General features: G+C 49.8%; 14 protein-coding genes. 7 read left to right on the top strand and 7 right to left on the bottom strand.

Annotation, left to right across the window (positions count from 1 at the left end):
• Nucleotides 1-106 precede the first annotated feature (106 nt).
• A complete protein-coding gene (gene dxs, locus TH61_RS09080; protein WP_066508450.1) occupies nucleotides 107-2023 on the bottom strand; it encodes a 1-deoxy-D-xylulose-5-phosphate synthase in 1917 nt (638 codons plus the stop codon).
• 115 nt (nucleotides 2024-2138) lie between these two features.
• Nucleotides 2139-3500, bottom strand: coding sequence for a hypothetical protein (locus TH61_RS09075; RefSeq protein ID WP_066508448.1), 1362 nt, complete (start codon nucleotides 3498-3500; stop codon nucleotides 2139-2141).
• A 256-nt stretch (nucleotides 3501-3756) separates the two neighbouring features.
• Here TH61_RS09075 and TH61_RS09070 point away from each other — a divergent pair, with 256 nt between their 5' ends.
• The 4 genes from TH61_RS09070 (at nucleotide 3757) to TH61_RS09055 (ending at nucleotide 7042) form a co-directional block, all read left to right on the top strand.
• Nucleotides 3757-4533: a ScpA family protein gene (locus TH61_RS09070; RefSeq protein ID WP_066508446.1), complete on the top strand. Its 777-nt coding sequence runs from the start codon at nucleotides 3757-3759 to the stop codon at nucleotides 4531-4533.
• Complete coding sequence (locus TH61_RS09065) at nucleotides 4520-5584, top strand: lysylphosphatidylglycerol synthase transmembrane domain-containing protein (protein WP_066508444.1); 1065 nt, start codon at nucleotides 4520-4522, stop codon at nucleotides 5582-5584. Before TH61_RS09070 ends, TH61_RS09065 begins: the two co-directional genes overlap by 14 nt.
• Before the next feature lie 85 nt (nucleotides 5585-5669).
• Nucleotides 5670-6215 carry a hypothetical protein gene (locus tag TH61_RS09060; protein WP_066508441.1) on the top strand — a complete coding sequence of 182 codons (546 nt, stop codon included), beginning with the start codon at nucleotides 5670-5672 and terminating at the stop codon, nucleotides 6213-6215.
• Between the two features lie 335 nt (nucleotides 6216-6550).
• Entirely contained in the window at nucleotides 6551-7042 is a 492-nt protein-coding gene (locus tag TH61_RS09055; RefSeq protein ID WP_082780348.1) for a DUF4199 domain-containing protein, read from the top strand.
• Between the two features lie 153 nt (nucleotides 7043-7195).
• Here the strand turns inward: TH61_RS09055 and TH61_RS17825 are convergent, their stop codons facing one another.
• The 3 genes from TH61_RS17825 to TH61_RS09040 form a co-directional block, all read right to left on the bottom strand.
• The gene (locus TH61_RS17825; protein WP_071887821.1) at nucleotides 7196-8152 is read right to left on the bottom strand and encodes a TonB family protein; all 957 of its coding nucleotides are present in this window, start codon (nucleotides 8150-8152) and stop codon (nucleotides 7196-7198) included.
• A 140-nt stretch (nucleotides 8153-8292) separates the two neighbouring features.
• Nucleotides 8293-9435 carry an energy transducer TonB gene (locus tag TH61_RS09045; RefSeq protein WP_157600670.1) on the bottom strand — a complete coding sequence of 381 codons (1143 nt, stop codon included), beginning with the start codon at nucleotides 9433-9435 and terminating at the stop codon, nucleotides 8293-8295.
• 151 nt (nucleotides 9436-9586) lie between these two features.
• Nucleotides 9587-10006: a nucleoside-diphosphate kinase gene (locus TH61_RS09040; RefSeq protein WP_066508436.1), complete on the bottom strand. Its 420-nt coding sequence runs from the start codon at nucleotides 10004-10006 to the stop codon at nucleotides 9587-9589.
• A gap of 196 nt (nucleotides 10007-10202) precedes the next feature.
• Here TH61_RS09040 and TH61_RS09035 point away from each other — a divergent pair, with 196 nt between their 5' ends.
• From TH61_RS09035 to TH61_RS09025, 3 genes are read left to right on the top strand one after another with little or no spacing between them, the layout of a single operon-like run.
• On the top strand, nucleotides 10203-11213 hold the full coding sequence (locus TH61_RS09035; protein WP_066512724.1) for a bifunctional oligoribonuclease/PAP phosphatase NrnA: 1011 nt from the start codon (nucleotides 10203-10205) through the stop codon (nucleotides 11211-11213).
• 34 nt (nucleotides 11214-11247) lie between these two features.
• Entirely contained in the window at nucleotides 11248-12231 is a 984-nt protein-coding gene (locus tag TH61_RS09030) for an FKBP-type peptidyl-prolyl cis-trans isomerase (protein ID WP_066508435.1), read from the top strand.
• Nucleotides 12232-12242: 11 nt separating this feature from the next.
• The gene (locus TH61_RS09025; protein WP_066508434.1) at nucleotides 12243-12761 is read left to right on the top strand and encodes an FKBP-type peptidyl-prolyl cis-trans isomerase; all 519 of its coding nucleotides are present in this window, start codon (nucleotides 12243-12245) and stop codon (nucleotides 12759-12761) included.
• A gap of 143 nt (nucleotides 12762-12904) precedes the next feature.
• Here the strand turns inward: TH61_RS09025 and recO are convergent, their stop codons facing one another.
• The gene (recO, locus tag TH61_RS09020; protein ID WP_066508432.1) at nucleotides 12905-13618 is read right to left on the bottom strand and encodes a DNA repair protein RecO; all 714 of its coding nucleotides are present in this window, start codon (nucleotides 13616-13618) and stop codon (nucleotides 12905-12907) included.
• Nucleotides 13619-13753: 135 nt separating this feature from the next.
• Nucleotides 13754-16060, bottom strand: coding sequence for a two-component regulator propeller domain-containing protein (locus TH61_RS09015; RefSeq protein ID WP_066508430.1), 2307 nt, complete (start codon nucleotides 16058-16060; stop codon nucleotides 13754-13756).
• Nucleotides 16061-16069 lie beyond the last annotated feature (9 nt).

Genomic DNA, 16069 nt, shown 5'->3' with positions numbered 1-16069 from the left:
TTCCTGGTCGTCGTTTTTGGCTTGCTCTGGTGAAAACAGGCCAAAAACGGAAAGTCCTCCCAGGTTAGATAACCTGAGAGGACTCCCTTCATCCATTTTTTTCGAATTACACTCTTACCGTCACTTCCATCAACTCTCTAACGGCGCGCTCAATACCTTCTGGGTCAAAACCGCACAGGCGGTGTAACTCTAGCTGAGAGCCGTGCTCTACAATGGTGTCTGGAATGCCCAGACGCTTCACTTGCGCGTTGTAGCCGTGGTCGGCCATGAACTCTAAGATGGCACTGCCAAAGCCGCCTTGCAAGCAGCCATCCTCTACCGTCACTACTTTATCGTACTTCTGGAAGATGTGGTGCAGGAGTTTTTCGTCCAAAGGCTTACAGAAGCGCATATCATAATGCCCTGGGCGCAGACCGTCCAGTTTCAGGTTCTTGCAAACGTCTACCACGTAATTGCCAATGTGCCCGATGGTCAAAACTGCCACCTCCTCGCCTTCCTGAACGGTGCGGCCTTTGCCAACCTCAATCAGCTCCAGTGGGGTGCGCCATTCGGGCATCACGCCTTCGCCGCGTGGGTATCTTATGGTAAAAGGCCCCATGCCGTCTTGGCTAGCCGTGAACATGAGGTTACGCAACTCTTGCTCATTCATTGGAGAGGACACCACCATGTTAGGCAAACAGCGCATGAAGGCGATGTCATAAGAACCGTGGTGCGTCTGACCGTCTGCCCCGGCAAAACCGGCTCTGTCTAGCGTGAAGACCACGTGCAGGTTCTGCAAACACACATCATGCACCACCTGGTCATAACCGCGCTGCATGAAGCTGGAATAGATGTTACAGAACGGCACCATGCCTTGCGTGGCTAAACCCGCCGAGAACGTCACGGCGTGTTGCTCCGCAATGCCCACGTCAATGGCGCGGTCTGGCATGGCCGCCATCATGATGTTCATAGAAGAACCACTTGGCATAGCCGGGGTCACGCCCATGATTTTGGGGTTCTGCTCAGCCATTTCCAACAGCGTGTGTCCAAATACATCCTGGTACTTAGGGGGCTGGGGCGTGGTGTGGTGTACTTTGTAAATTTCACCGGTGACTTTGTCAAACAGACCCGGCGCGTGCCATTTGGTCTGCTCTTTCTCCGCCAAGGCAAAGCCCTTGCCTTTGACGGTCACGCAATGTAGAATCTTAGGTCCGGGAATCTTCTTCAGGTCTTGCAAGACGCTGGCCAGATGATTGACATCGTGCCCGTCAATGGGACCGAAGTACCGGAACTTGAGGCTTTCAAATAGGTTGCTCTGCTTGAGGAGAGTGGCCTTGATTCCGCTTTCCACCTTAGAGGCAATCTGCTGGGCGTTCGGGCCAAACTTGCTGATTTTGCCCAGGATGTTCCAAAGCTCGTCGCGCACTTTGTTGTAGGTGCGAGACGTGGTGATGTCTGTTAAATATTCTTTGAGCGCGCCCACGTTGGGGTCAATGCTCATGCAGTTATCGTTTAGAATTACCAGCAGGTCGGCGTCAGTGGCGCCGCCGTGGTTGAGGGCTTCAAAGGCCATACCGGCCGTCATGGAGCCATCCCCGATCACGGCAATGTGGTGACGGTCAAACTCTTTCTTAATCTGGGAGGCCACCGCCATGCCCAGTGCTGCCGAAATAGACGTACTGGAGTGCCCCACGCCAAAAGCATCGTATTCGCTCTCCTTGCGTTTCGGGAAACCCGAGATGCCGTTGAGTTTACGGTTGGTGTGGAAGTTGTCTCTTCGGCCGGTCAGGATTTTGTGGCCGTAGGCCTGGTGCCCCACGTCCCAGACCAGTTGGTCATAGGGGGTGTTGAACACGTAATGCAGGGCCACGGTCATTTCCACCACGCCCAGGCTGGCGCCAAAGTGGCCTCCGTAGATAGACACATTGTCAATGATGAACTGTCGCAGTTCCTGGCAGACCTGTAACAACTGGTCCTCAGACAGCTTCCGCAGGTCAGCGGGCGAGTCTATCTTGGACAGTAATTCTCCGGGTTCAATGATCATATGTCTTTCTACTTAGCAAAATCTTAACCAATGAGGTGGCCAAATGTTCTGGTTTCCCCAAAAAATGTAAAAATAGCAAAAATTCTTATCCCTCTTGCCAAGCCGCTCGCGTTGCTTATTTCTCCTCTACGAAAAATAGACGTTTTTGAATAAAAAGCCTGCTTGCTTGTAACGCAAAAGGAAGCGTGTACAACATCAAAGGGAAAACCGGCACCGTGTACCTGGACGCGCCCACCGGCCCCGTCAGCCCTGCTACTAGCAAAATCACGCCCAATAGGAGCATCTTTTCAAAGACAGGCACCTGCTTGTTCATCGCAAAAAGCACCAAGGTGAGTACCTTCAACAAATTGGCCAGCACCAGAAGCACCAACGCCAGCAGGAAGAAGAAATTGTAGCCTTTGAAATATGTGAATAAACCACTGTAACCTTCAGCTTGCAGGTAATTGCTCAGCCCCGGCCCTTTCTTGATATCTACCCCAAAATAATGCACCAGATCATACCGACCCGGGTCCAGAAAGAAATGCACCATGCCCATTAGGTGATTTTGCGCATACGTCACAGGTGACTCCAATAGAACATTTACGCTGGCTTTTCTGATGAATTTCTGCCGTTCGGCAAAGGATGGTTGTTGGTCGGCATTGGTTTCTAAGGCAGTCAAGGCGCTGTCGGCATAACCGTAACCATGCTCCTTTTCCCAAACGCCAAACGCATTGAACTGGCGCAGGTTGATCTCCTGGATGCTGGAGAAATGGAAGTATCCCGTCCTGTGCTCATTGTAATTTTGGTATGCGAAGGCCAGCGCCAGGGGCAGTACCGCATACAGGTACAAAAGCGCTTTCTTTCGCCTTATGCCCTCAAAAATCCCCCAAGCTAGAAACAGAAAGGTGAACGGATAGAACAAGGGCTTGGTGAGCATGGCCGCTGTCAAAAAGAGGCTGGCCATTAAAAAGTAGTACAAATTACCCCTCCTGCGGAAATGCAGAAGGCAAACAAAGCAACCCAACACCAAGGCCTGCACCAAGATCTCAGACATGACCATGTTGGCATAGATGATTTGTGCAGGATACAGGACCAAGGCCAACAACAACACTATTGGGTAGCGGCACTGTAAATAACTAGCCTGCCACAGCTTCTGCACCGTGTACAAAGTAAATAGACTAAGGAACGCCTGCGCCAGTAAAACGCCCCAAACGCTAGTGGTTACTAGTTGCCAAAGCAAGATAAACAACGGGTAGACCGGCGGCCGAAGCGTAAAGCCTTCCAGAATAAATGGTGCTTGCCACACCGCACTATAGATTTCTCCGTGCTCCCGCAGGTTCTGGGCTACGTTCAGGTATTGCTGAGAATCGGTGAGGAGATAGGCTTGGTGGTTCAGTTGCCAGAGAAAGCCTGCCAGGTGCAATACCACTATAGTCAACCAAACCCATTTCTGGTTTCTGGACTCTTTGGCTGATGAAAAAGTGGGCGTGGAGGTCAATCTGGGCAGGGCTGGTTTTTAGGGAAAGCAAGGTAGCCAGAATTAGGCAGTCTCTGGTTTTCTGCTTCGTCTTCTTTTTTTTGCCTAATTTTATGTCTTGAAGCCTTAGAAGCAAGGGCTTTTCTATACGATGCAGACTCGTTTTTGACCTGTTTCCCAGAAAAGAGCCCAAAAACGGCGCTGGCACCTAAAACGCCTTTCGCCTGAATCTGCTTCTAACCGAGCTTCCACCGTAAGACGTAGCAGAACAGAATTCGTGAGTTTCGAGATAAAATTATCGCTTTTTGAGGGTCCCTTTGACTTATTGCTCTTCTTTATTGAGCGCGATGAGCTGGACATTCATGATATTCCCATCTCGCAGATCACCAATGACTTTGTAGGCTACATACGCCAGCTGGAGACCATGAACATGGAAGTGGCCAGTGAGTTCATCCTCACCGCCGCCACGCTCATGCGCATCAAGGCCAAGATGCTGTTGCCCCGTTTTGAGAAAGACGAGCAGGGCAATGAGATTGACCCGCGCCAGGAACTGGTCCAGCACCTCTTGGAATACAAGCGCTACAAAGAAGTCTTAGGCGACTTAAGCTTGTTGGAGGATGTGCGCCTGCAACAAGAGCGCCGCGGCAACACCGACGAGGAACTGGGCAAGATTGCCGCCAAGCACCAGCTGGAGTACGAGCTCAAGGACCTCAACCTCTACCACCTCATGCAGTCTTTCCACAAGGCCATGCAACGCTACGAGGAAGAACAAAACCGGCCCAAGCACACCGTCTATACCTACCCCTATACCATAGACCAGCAACGCAACTACATCAAGCACCGGGTGAGCGCCCAGGGCGCGGTGCAGTTCACAGACATACTGGAGGCCTTCCCCGACAAGATTGGCCTTATCTTTAACTTTCTGGCGATTTTAGATTTGCTCCAGCTCAATGAGATTGGCTTGGAGATTGGCGATGGCTTTAATAATTTCCGCATCGTGCCCTTTTCTGATACCCAGCACCTGACCGTCTCTGAAACCAATGGATCTGAATAGAAAGAAACTTCTCTCCTACTTCACGCCGCAGCGCATTCTCATTCCGGTGGTGATTGGCTTGAGCGTGATTGGGTACATGTTCTACCGGGACAGCGCCCAGATGGACTTAACGCCGCTCTACAACGCCAAGCCGTTCTGGCTCTTTATGACGTTTCTGGTGCTGGTGGTGCGGGACTTCGGGTACATTTACCGCATCAGGTACGTGACGGAGAAGTTCTTGAGCTGGCGCAAGAGCGTGGACGTGATCATGCTCTGGGAGTTTGCCTCTTGCGTGATGCCCTCTGTAGTAGGCGGGTCAACCGTGGCTGCTTTTATTTTGAACAAGGAAGGCCTAAGCTTGGGTAAGTCTTTGGCCTATGTGATGGTGACGGCCATGCTGGACAACCTGTACTTTATTGTGGCCGTGCCGCTGGTGTTCTTGATTACCGCCGGTGACATCTTCCCGCAGGTTTCTGCCATGGAATTCTCCGTGACGCAGAGTTTAGAGATTGCCTTTGTCATCAGTTACCTGCTCATTGCCTTCTATGCGTTCTTGATGGCCTATGGCCTGCTCATCAACCCGAAGGCCGTGAAACGCCTTTTCTTACGCGCTACCTCGTTTAAATGGACGCGTCGCTGGAGACCGGGCGCCTACAAGCACGGCAATGAACTGGTATGGGCTTCGCAGCATTTGAAGGGCAGCACGTTCAGTTACTGGATGAACGCCGCCCTGAGCACCGCCTTTGTCTGGACTGCCCGCTACTTTGTCATTAACTGCCTCATTGCTGCTTTCACAGACATAGGCTTCCATGACCACGTGCTCATCTTCTCTAGAAACATGGTCTACAAAATTGTCTTGCTAGTAGCCGTGACGCCGGGCGGTGCGGGTATTGCTGAGGTGGCGTTCCCTACGTTCTTCGGGCAGTTCTTGGGCCGATTCACCACGGTGATTGTTTTGCTGTACCGCGTGGTGACGTATTACCTGTACCTGATTCTAGGTTCTTTCTTCCTGCCTCGCTGGGTATTGCGCGTCTTTGGCGAGCATCCGCAGGACGACGAGGACGATGTTTAAACCCTTGCCTCCGTTTTTGGCTTGTTTTGGGTAAAACAGGCCAAAAACGGAAGGTTATCTTTTCTTCTACCTTTTCTCCTTACTCATGCGGTTTTTAAAAGCCTTTGTCTTGTTGGCGCTTCTGGTAAGTACTTTTACCTCTTCTTTTGCGCAGACAACGCCCACTGATGCCCCTAAGCCGTGGGTGCAGACCTCTTTTCATGGACTCTCCTTGCTGGATCCCATGGCCTTGCAGAAAATGGAGATTCCGGTGGCCCCAGAGCAGAAGGCCATGTTCCACTCCATGGAGGCCCACATGGGCAACGGTGGCGATTACATGATTTACAGCATGTACATGCACGCCAAAACCACCCAGGTCAGTATTCAAGGTAGTTTACAAGGCGCCATTCAGAATGCCGTTACCCAGCTGCAAGGCACTGATTTCCAGATTGAGTTCATGGAATTGAACCAAGAGAAAAGCGCTCTGCTGGCCACTGCCACGTTCACCAGAGGTACAGACAAGATGATAGTAAAAGGCTACGGCTTCACTGACCAGAAAGGCAAGGCATATATTGTAGCTGGGTTTGGAGAGGACAACCTTAAGATGCACAATACCTTTACCCGTCTTTTGACTAGCATTAAAGTGCAGTAAAGAAGAAATGCTTTAAAGCGAAAAGGCCTCCTGATAAGCAGAAGGCCTTTTTTATGGACAACCTATTTTGTAAAGGAGACACAAAACCCTTGCCTTTGCAAGATTACACGGGGATTGTTTTATCACCACGCATACACTCGGGCAATCATTGCCGGCCTTTTTTCAGTAAAAAAGTCGCCATTGGTGATGGGTGACCGGGTAGTAAGTTTGGTTTTTGGCAGGTTTTTGGCCAGACGTTTCAGGTAGACTAAGTTTTATTTTTTTACGTATCCAGAGAATAGTCTAAAATCTATGGACACGAATTAAACTACTTTGTCAACCCTAATCCAATTGCTATGGAAACGACAGCAAATAGATCAACTGCCCCCACCCAAAGAATTGGTGTCCGCTACGGTGTGCTTTCGGCCTTGGCCATGATTATCTATTTCATTGTCATTAACCTGCTTGACCTGCAAGACAGTGAATTGGTGCGCTTTGGCAGTAATATCTTTATCATAGGAGCGGTGGTGCTGGCCATTAGGTCACTCAAGAAAAACTATGAAAACCGCAATAGGCAGACGCCCTACCTACCCGGTCTGGCCATCGGGTTTCTGGTGGGGTTGATTGGCTCAGCCCTCTTTGCAGCCTTCATCCTGATCAATGCCATCTTCCTTGACCCTGACTATGCAGGCGTTTTGGCCACCCAAGACTACTACGGGATTCAACTGCCCCTTATCATGGTAGCGGGATCTGTTGTGATTCTGGGGACGGCCACAGGCGCCATGACGGGCTACATTTTAATGATGGCGTTTGACAATTCTGGCGGGCAGTTTAGCAAGGATGCTTAACATCTTTGTCATTTCCTTAAAAACGTTTTCGGCCTGTTTTCTGTAAAACAGGCCGAAAACGGCACTACCCATCTTGCACAAGCTTTAAAATAAGCGTCAAAAGAGTGATGTCAAGCTTTGTCGCTTTGCCTTCTACGTAAGAAGTTTATTATCTCAGTAAGCCGCCTTGGTCAGATCCTGTTGGTGAGGCTTTCCTCTGGGCACTTGCAAAGACAAGGTCATCTTTATTTCCTCATTAGATTCCAGCGGCTCCCATTTAGGCATTTTTCTGGCTGCCTTGAGCACGGCGCTGTCTACATCACTTCGTACGGACTTCACAATCTCAAAATTTGTCAAGGAGCCATCTGGCTTGACCACGAAGGAAAACACGACGTTGCCCGAGACATGTGCTTTTCTAACCGCCACCGGAATCACCAGGTTTCTGTACAGGAAGTCTTCCAGCACCTGGTCGCCGCCCGGGTAGACGGCCATTTTTTTGCTGACGGCCATTCTCTCTCCATACTTCTTATAGTCCTTCACCCCGGCCTCTATGCGCACGGCCAACTTATTCTCCTTGGGTGGAATAGGGCAGGAATAGCCGTCACTGTAGGCGCAATACGGATTATAGGCTTTGTTAAAATCTACCCAGACGCTGTCTGTGCCCATGGGAATGGCAAAGTCCATGTACCGGCCGGTGGCATATGTTTCTTGCCCGGTGGTAGCGTCTGTGAACGGAATGAACAGGTAGTTGGCGTACTGCACCTGCTTCATGAGGTCCTGGTTCTGGTAGGCGTTCAGTTGCAGCTTCTGACCGTTCAGGTTAAAGTGAAGTTCGCCGTATTTGACGTATTCTGGCGTGCGCGGGCCGGTGGTGGGCATTTTAAAGACGCCTTCATTGGCAGTGCGCACAAACTTGGCCTTGACGCGGTAGGCTTCATTGATTGGATAATACTCTAGGGCTGCGAACGTGGATTTGTCCTCTGGCGTGAGCGGGGATTTCTCACCGTGCTTGAACACGCTGTCCTCTTGGGCGCGGTGCTTTAAGATTTCTTGGTGGTACGTGGAGGAAGTCTGTGCTTGCACCCAAAACGGCAAAAGCACCAATACTAGCAGGGGAAAATATCTTTTCATAAAAACGCATTTGGAACCTAACCAAAGTTACAAAATCAATAGTCATCTCCCCTCTTGCGTTTTTGCCCTCTTTTCGCTAAACCAGCCCAAAAACAAATAGAACAGGTACTACTTACCAGAATAAGCTTACAGCAGGTGTCTTAGTATTTGATAGATACCCTATAAGGAATAGTATACTTAACGCTCACAGCCCTGCCATTCTGTATACCTGGGTACCAAGTGGGCATAATCTTGAATATGCGGATCACTTCTTGGTCAATGCTAGGAGTGAAGGACCTTTCTACTTTAATGTTAGCTACTTTGCCTTCGGATCCTACTGTCATAGAGAGTACTACGGTGCCATCCATACTTTCTCGCCTTCTAGAGACATCTGCAGGAACCCTAAAGTTGTCACGTATGAATTTGTACAAGGCTGCCATTCCTCCTGGAAATTCCGGCATCTTCTCCACATTTTCTGTATAAGTGATAGACTCTAAGATAGCAGGTAGAAGATGCTCTTTCCGTAAAATGTACCTAACAGCTCGCTCTTTCGTTAGAAAGGAAGGACTTGGGTTAAGGGCTTCGGCATGGTAGACAAAGTCAAACGTCCCTATCTTGGGATTCTCCTTTTCTATGTAATTGCTGGAGGGCCGGCCAGTAAATACGTCAAAAAGCTTTCCTTCTTTTAGTACGCCAGCTTCAAACAGTTCCTCAAACACCGACTTACCGTTTTTCTGAGTAGCCTTCCATTGACCAATTCTCTTGCCTTCTTTCCAGTTACCGGTAATGTTTACTGTAAAGTCTATGCCTTTTATCTGAGCCCGCATCTTGGAGTACCAAGGGCCCGTGCCATCCTTCACTAGTTGTTGCCCGGTAGTATCATAGAAAGCTAGAACCTTAAAGTCTCCATTCTCCAGGTATTCAACGGTCTGCCAAGGCTTGCCCGAGGCGTAATAGTATTCCCATGTACCCACGGGCTTGTCTTTCAGGAAAATGCCGCGCTGCTCTAATTTCTTGTTGGAGTAACTGGTTTGGAAGGCTCCGTCTTTGCCCGTCTCTAAGTAATTCACCTGCAGTAGCGGTGTGCCGTTGGCGTAAAAATCAGTGACCTTGCCCATGAATTTCAGCCGAACGGTGTCCAAGCTACCCACTCGTATAAAAGACGCCTTCTCTTTGACAGTCACCTGCCAGTTTTGGTCATAAAACATAGTGACCGGTACCACCTGCGGATTTATTTCTTGGGCCATGCTCCTATTCCCCAGAATGAGAAAGAAGATCAGTACCCACACAAAACGAAGATTCATGATGGGATATAAATATGGAATAGATAGCCTAAAGATAATCAACCATTCCGTTTTCAGTCTGTTTTCGCTAAACCAGCCCAAAAACGGCAGGCACAAAAAAAGCCTGACACGTGAGCGTCAGGCTTTTTTGGGGTATTTTCTAGAAAACAGACTAGAAACGCTCGTCAGCAGAGAAGAAGAAGTCTCCTTCAATCTGGGCGTTCTCATCAGAATCAGAACCGTGTACGGCGTTGGCCTCAACAGACTTAGCGTATTGCTTTCTGATGGTACCGTTCTCAGCCTGGGCTGGGTTGGTGGCGCCAATTAAGGTACGGAAATCCAACACGGCGTTGTCTTTCTCTAAGATCATGGCCACGATAGGGCCAGAGCTCATGTATTTTACCAGGTCACCATAGAACGGACGCTCCTTGTGCACCTCGTAGAACTTACCGGCACGCTCCTCAGTCAGGCGCGTCTTTTTCATGGCTACAACTCTAAAGCCAGCCTCTTCCATCATTTTAGTGATACCGCCAATGTGGTTGTCCTGCACGGCATCTGGTTTAATCATGGTGAACGTTACGTTTCCAGCCATTTTTCTTATTATTTAACAGTGATTGACTAATTGAGACGCAAAATTAGCACAATTTGGTAAAAGTCTTTGTTCTGCCTGATAAATACCCCAAATGAGGCCTTTGTTTCCCTTGGGCTTTTATTTGGTTTGTACTTTTATTCTTCTGAATTTTGCATCTTATACCCGCATTTTTTCTGACGCGGGTGGAGCGTATACAATGCAACAAATCAACGAGCTACGAGAGCTTTTGCAATCGCCTAAGAAGATCATGATCACCACGCACCATAAACCGGATGCGGACGCGTTAGGATCTTCACTGGGGCTGGCAGGGTATCTAAAGAAAAAGGGCCACCAGGTAACGGTGATCACCCCCACAGACTACCCCTCCTTCCTTAACTGGATGAGCGGCAACGACGAGGTCCTTATTTACAGCCACCGCACAGACGCCCAGGCCCAGGCCATCATCAAAGACGCCGAGGTGCTGTTCTGTCTGGACTTTAGCGCCTTGAGCCGCATCAATGAGCTGGGCGGCTACATACGTGAGGCCAAAGGCACCAAGGTCTTGATTGACCATCACCTGGAGCCAGAGCCCTTCGCCGAGATCATGTTCTCCAACACCAGCGCAGCGGCCACCGCAGAACTGGTCTATGAAGTGATTAGAGATTTAGGCGATGAAGAACTGATAGATACCGCCATTGGGGAGTGTTTGTACGCCGGCATCATGACCGACACGGGTTCCTTCAGACACGCCAGTACTACCCGCAACGTGCACTTGATTATTGCGGATCTGTTGCACAAAGGCGTAGACATCTGTAAGATTCACCGCAACATCTATGACAGCTACTCAGAGAGCCGCCTGCGCTTTTTGGGATACGTGCTCAAAGACAAACTGACGGTGGTGCGGGAATACAACACCGCCTTTATTGCCGTTACCTCAGAAGAACTAAAGCAATACAACTCCCAGACCGGTGACACAGAAGGGTTAGTGAACTTTGCGCTTTCCATTGAAGGCGTGCGTTTTGCCGCTCTGTTCATTGACCGCACAGAGGCCGTGAAGATCTCCTTCCGGTCGGTGGGCGACATTTCTGTGAACGAGTTTGCCAGAAGTCACTTTAGCGGGGGCGGACATAAAAATGCTTCGGGCGGAATTTCTTATCTTTCCCTGGCGGAAACCGTGGAGAAGTTCAAGAGCCTGCTGCCCCAGTATGCAGACCAATTAGCCAAGTAATCAACCAAATTAGATTTACACTACTTTAAAACCGATGTTAAAAAAATCAATCTACTTGTTGCCAGCCTTGGCAATAACCCTTTTTGCCCCGTCGTGCAAGAACTTGGGCAATGACTCATTTCAGAAAACCGCCTCTGGCCTAGAATACAAACTATACACGGCTGGCAAAGACGGTGGCTATGAGGTAAAAGATGCCGCCAAGGTAGATTCTACCAAAATGGGCAAAGTGATGACCTTTGAGATGGAATACCGCACAGAGAAAGACTCTTTGCTGTTCAGTACCAAAGACAACGCCATGCCTATCCAGATTAAACTGGTAGAGACGCCTAACAAAGGCAGCATTGAAGAAGCATTCTTGTTGCTAGACAAAGGCGACAGCGCCGTGTTCAAAATCAACGCAGACACTTTGTTTGCCAAGACCTTCAAAGCCCCACTTCCTCCGTTCATCAAAAAAGGAAGCTTTTTGACCTTCTTCGTGAAGGCAGTGAACCTGCAGACTGAGCAAGAGGCTATGGCTGACTATCCTAAAATGATGGAGCGCCAGCAGAAGGCAATGGAAGAGAAAGCCTTAAAGCAAGCCCCTATTGACGACAAGTTGATTCAGGAGTACATCAAGAAGAACAACTTGACGGCTCAGAAAACGGCCAACGGTGTGTATTATGTAATCTCTCAGCCAGGCACAGGCGCAAACGCTACTGCCGGTAAAACTGTGAGCGTACAATACAAAGGCACCTTGTTAAACGGTAAAGAGTTTGACTCTTCTGCCAAGTCTAACGGTGGCAAGCCAATTGAATTCCCATTAGGCCAAGGCCAGGTGATCAAAGGCTGGGAAGAAGGCTTACAGCAGTTTAACAAAGGCAGCAAAGGCATCTTGTTGATTCCTTCGCCAATGGGTTACGGTGCCATGGCCCGCGGCGCAGACATGCCGGCTAACTCTATCCTTCGTTTTGACATTGAATTGGTAGACATCAAAGACACGCCGGTGAACCCAGCGGGTCCTGCCGGTCCAGGTCTATAATTCTTAACAAGATGCAACAGTTGGTAAGAAAAAGCGTGCTGTGGCAATTAGTGTTGTCTCTGTGTCTGCTTACAGCCTCAATGGGTTGTAAGGATGACAATATAAACCCCTATGACAACTTTGATGCCGCCGCACAGGCAGAGTTTGACGACAAATTGATCAAGGATTATCTGGCATATTATGATATTACAGATTATACGCGCACTGCGTCTGGTTTATACTATGTACAAAAAACCAAAGGCAACGGCGTAAAGCCAGTAAAAGGCCAGCAGGTAGAAATGCACTACGTAGGAAAAATCGTAGAAGACAGCCGAAAGTTTGACTCTTCTTATGACCGTGCGCAGACTTTCAAATTTGTGTTGGGCCAGAACAAAGTGATCAAAGGCTGGGAAGAAGGTGTGCTTTTGATGAGCAAAGGCGAACAAGGCCTTTTAATCATTCCTTCGCAATTGGCCTATGGTCGTTACGGCAGTGGATCTATTCCTCCCAACACGCCTATCATGTTTGAGATGGAGTTGATCAACTTCTGATCATACCCTTTTATAGAAAAGGCCACCTGTTGCAGGTGGCCTTTTTTTATGCCCTATCCTAAGCAAAAGCAGATGCTTCTCCGGTTTTGGGCTATTTCTTGAAAATTAGGGCAAAACGACGTTTACGTGAGACCAGAACGCTTTTACTCCACGCTCAAAACCTCAGAAAGCACCGCCAATGATTTTATCTCTCCCAAGTTGGCTACGTGCAGTTGAAAGTACTGGACCAATAGCTGGAGTAGTTCGCGTCGGGCACGGCCGTTGAGGATATGCGCAGCCACGCCGTTTTTCAGAAGTTCAGTGAGGTACGGCTCTAAACGCTGCAGTTGCATCACGCTGTTGCCCAATACCGCAGAGCCTCCGGTTTCAAACGCAATCTGACTGATAAGCTCATCGGCAGAGGAAACCCCGAAACCCAGATACCCCGCCAACTGCAGCAGAAACGCCAAGTGGAAATTCTCAAAGCCCGCCGGCGCCTCGTCAAAGGCAATGATGGCATCGTGCAGAAATTCAAACAACGAGCGGTTTTCCTCTTCTTCTTTCACGGTACGGGCCACCATCTCAGACAAGAACATCAAGATGCTGCTCTTCCTGATGTCATAAGGTACAGATGAGAACGGATGGCTGCACTTGTACTCAGAGATGCGCGTCAAACCGCCTTTGGCCGAAGGGTACACCACCATATCCAGCAGCGTGAAGGGCTGGAACAGGGCAATCCTAGACGCACTCCCCTTTTTGCGCACGCTGTTGACTATGTAGCTCTGCAGGCCCAGCTCCTCGGTGTAAATGCGCACAATAATGGAGGACTCCTTGAACTTGATGAAGTTTAAAACAATACCCCGGGTCTTTATCAGCATGCCAAATGTGCTATAATTTCAAAACTGAACTTGTGGTTGAACGCCATAGCTTCAAAGCTTGGCGTTTTCAGGCTATTATCCAGAAAACAGGTCAAAAACGAAAGCCTGCGGTAAAGCTGCCTTTTATGACAACAGCTATTGTACGGCTATTTTGATGGAACAGGTCTCAACGCCATCATCAGAACCGGCCAGCACTACATACACACCCGGTTTGGCCTTGTTGCCCTTGTAGTCGCGGCCGTTCCAGGGGAAGGTACCGCCGTTGGACTTTCCTTCATACACCAACTTGCCGCTAGTGTCTGTAATCTTCACCCAGCCGTTGTTGGGCAAACCTGATATGCCAATAGAGCCTGTGTACCCTGCCCGCACCGGATTGGGGAACACCTGCAGACAGTCTTTGCTCACTTTTTCTGTTTTGGTGGCAGCGCCTCTGTATGCCGCAACGCCGGCCTCGGTGCCAATGAAGACTTCGCCGGTTAAGTGGTTGATGGCAATGTCCCTGATCTTGTCTGAAGGCAATGGACTGTTCTTGGTGGTGAAGTTAGAGATCAGCTCCTCGCCGGTTTCATTGAAGAGCCACACGCCGTTGTCGGTGCCCATCCATTTGCGGTTGCCACCGTCCACGGCAATGCTGCGCACCACCTGTCCCTGCAGCAACGGGCGCCGCTCATAGATGGGTAGATAGGCGCTTAGATCATCCGTTGAAAATACATCGGCGCCGCTGCTGTAAACGGCCACCCCAGATCCGGTTCCTACCCATATTTCGCCTTTGTTGTCAACGGCCAGGCTGTAAACCTGCGGGCTGGGCAAACCACCTTCGCCGGCCCCGCCTAGGTAACGGTAGGTTTTGTCCAAGTCATTGTAAACCACCAATCCCGCGCCCGGGGCATTGGTACTCACCGTAAGCCATTTATAGCCCTCGTTGTCAATCACAATCTTGTCCAGCGCGTTGCTGAACTGAAAATTAAACGGATGTGATTTCCAGGTACCGTCTGGCAGTAGCTCAAACAGACCAGCCGCATTGGCTTGTTGATTCCGGTTCACTACCCACAAATGGCCTTGCGGGTCCACCGCAAGACTGGTGATGCGCACAAAATCCTGATTGCTTGGGATGGCACTTCTAAGCGGACTGTTGGTCTCATTGTAGAGCGTCACCTTATCAAGACCATCCCATTCCAAAAGACCGCCGCCATAGCTGGCCAGGTAGAACTTACCGGTCACCGGGTTTCGCACCGCGGCTACCAAGTCGCGTACATTACTCGGGAATTGCCCGCCGCTGAACCGGTTGTAACTAGTCCACTGCCCGTCCTGGTATTGGTAGAAGCCTGCGCTAGAGCCAGCCTGCAAGTAGGATTGGTTAAAGCCACCGCCCAGAGCCGTAAGGGTATTATTTTCAGCGTACAAACTGAACACATCCACAAAGGCCGGACCATTAGGCGCGATGGTTTTTGCCGTGTTATTCTTTAGTTGGACTAATCCATTCACGTAGTCTGCTACCCAGATGCTTCCGTCCTTGGCCGGAATAGCCATGCGCGCGGAGGTTATAAATTGATTAGTATAGTTAGTGGCTTGGCCGTTGGCATTGGCTTCTACTACGTTGGGGCCGCTGGCCAGCACCAGCCTCACGCCGTTGGTTTCAATGGCCGCAAACTGATTGTCTGGGGTAGAGAAAGGCGCCCTCTGCCAGGTATTGTTTTGGTATTGGTACAGCCCGCTGCCATTCACGCCCACATACACCCTGCCTTGAAAGGCTGAAATTGTTCTCGTGTTGTCGGTGGCCTGAGCAGGCAATCCTTGGGCAATGGCAAATCTTCGCCAGGCTCTGTAGTCTAGCAGGTTAGCGTTTTGGAGAGAGGCTGCCATGACGCCCATAGAGGAGGTGATGAACAAACTGTCTTTGAGAATGGTGGAACTGTAGACCTGCACCGCTTCGCCATGCGGGCCTAGGTTGGAGTAGGTGTCTTTTACTTCCAGTTTGACCAAATCCACAACAACCAACCCGAAAGATGTGGACAGATACGCTTTCTTCTGGTGCGTGTAGAGATGATGAATGGTTTTGACGCCGGCAAGTTGTTTTCGCAGCAAATCGGTGATGTTCTTAATCTTGCCGTCCTGCACCAAGTCCAGGTTGGTGTTCTCATAGGCCACCACCAACGTAGTAGAGGCCGAGTCATAGCGCACACTGGCCAAGTTTACGTCACTGAAGCCATCGGTGCGGGTAAGTACTTGCAGTGAATTGTCTTCCTTGATTAATCTGAAGAAGCCATCTTCCGTGGCGACATAGATGGAGTTGGGAGTTTCGGTGAGGGCCTTGGCGCGGTTGTTAGGCACGTGCAAACGCCAGGAACCTAGGGGCAGAGTAGAGCTTTGCGCCTGCGCCGCGAAGGTTAACACCCAGGCACAGAGAAAACTCATCCAGAACTTTGCAGAAGAAAGCACCATATGTAAAGA

This window comes from Rufibacter sp. DG15C (assembly GCF_001577755.1).
Classification (GTDB): Bacteria; Bacteroidota; Bacteroidia; order Cytophagales; family Hymenobacteraceae; genus Nibribacter.
Note: the sequence above shows the minus strand (reverse complement) of the source record. Positions and strands in the feature narration are given on the sequence as shown.

Coding starts and splice junctions, on each gene's coding strand:
- dxs (WP_066508450.1), bottom strand. CDS start 2,023: ATGATCATTGAACCCGGAGAATTACTGTCCAAGATAGACTCGCCCGCT.
- TH61_RS09065 (WP_066508444.1), top strand. CDS start 4,520: ATGGATCTGAATAGAAAGAAACTTCTCTCCTACTTCACGCCGCAGCGC.
- TH61_RS09060 (WP_066508441.1), top strand. CDS start 5,670: ATGCGGTTTTTAAAAGCCTTTGTCTTGTTGGCGCTTCTGGTAAGTACT.
- TH61_RS09055 (WP_082780348.1), top strand. CDS start 6,551: ATGGAAACGACAGCAAATAGATCAACTGCCCCCACCCAAAGAATTGGT.
- TH61_RS17825 (WP_071887821.1), bottom strand. CDS start 8,152: ATGAAAAGATATTTTCCCCTGCTAGTATTGGTGCTTTTGCCGTTTTGG.
- TH61_RS09045 (WP_157600670.1), bottom strand. CDS start 9,435: ATGAATCTTCGTTTTGTGTGGGTACTGATCTTCTTTCTCATTCTGGGG.
- TH61_RS09040 (WP_066508436.1), bottom strand. CDS start 10,006: ATGGCTGGAAACGTAACGTTCACCATGATTAAACCAGATGCCGTGCAG.
- TH61_RS09035 (WP_066512724.1), top strand. CDS start 10,203: ATGCAACAAATCAACGAGCTACGAGAGCTTTTGCAATCGCCTAAGAAG.
- TH61_RS09030 (WP_066508435.1), top strand. CDS start 11,248: ATGTTAAAAAAATCAATCTACTTGTTGCCAGCCTTGGCAATAACCCTT.
- TH61_RS09025 (WP_066508434.1), top strand. CDS start 12,243: ATGCAACAGTTGGTAAGAAAAAGCGTGCTGTGGCAATTAGTGTTGTCT.
- recO (WP_066508432.1), bottom strand. CDS start 13,618: ATGCTGATAAAGACCCGGGGTATTGTTTTAAACTTCATCAAGTTCAAG.
- TH61_RS09015 (WP_066508430.1), bottom strand. CDS start 16,060: ATGGTGCTTTCTTCTGCAAAGTTCTGGATGAGTTTTCTCTGTGCCTGG.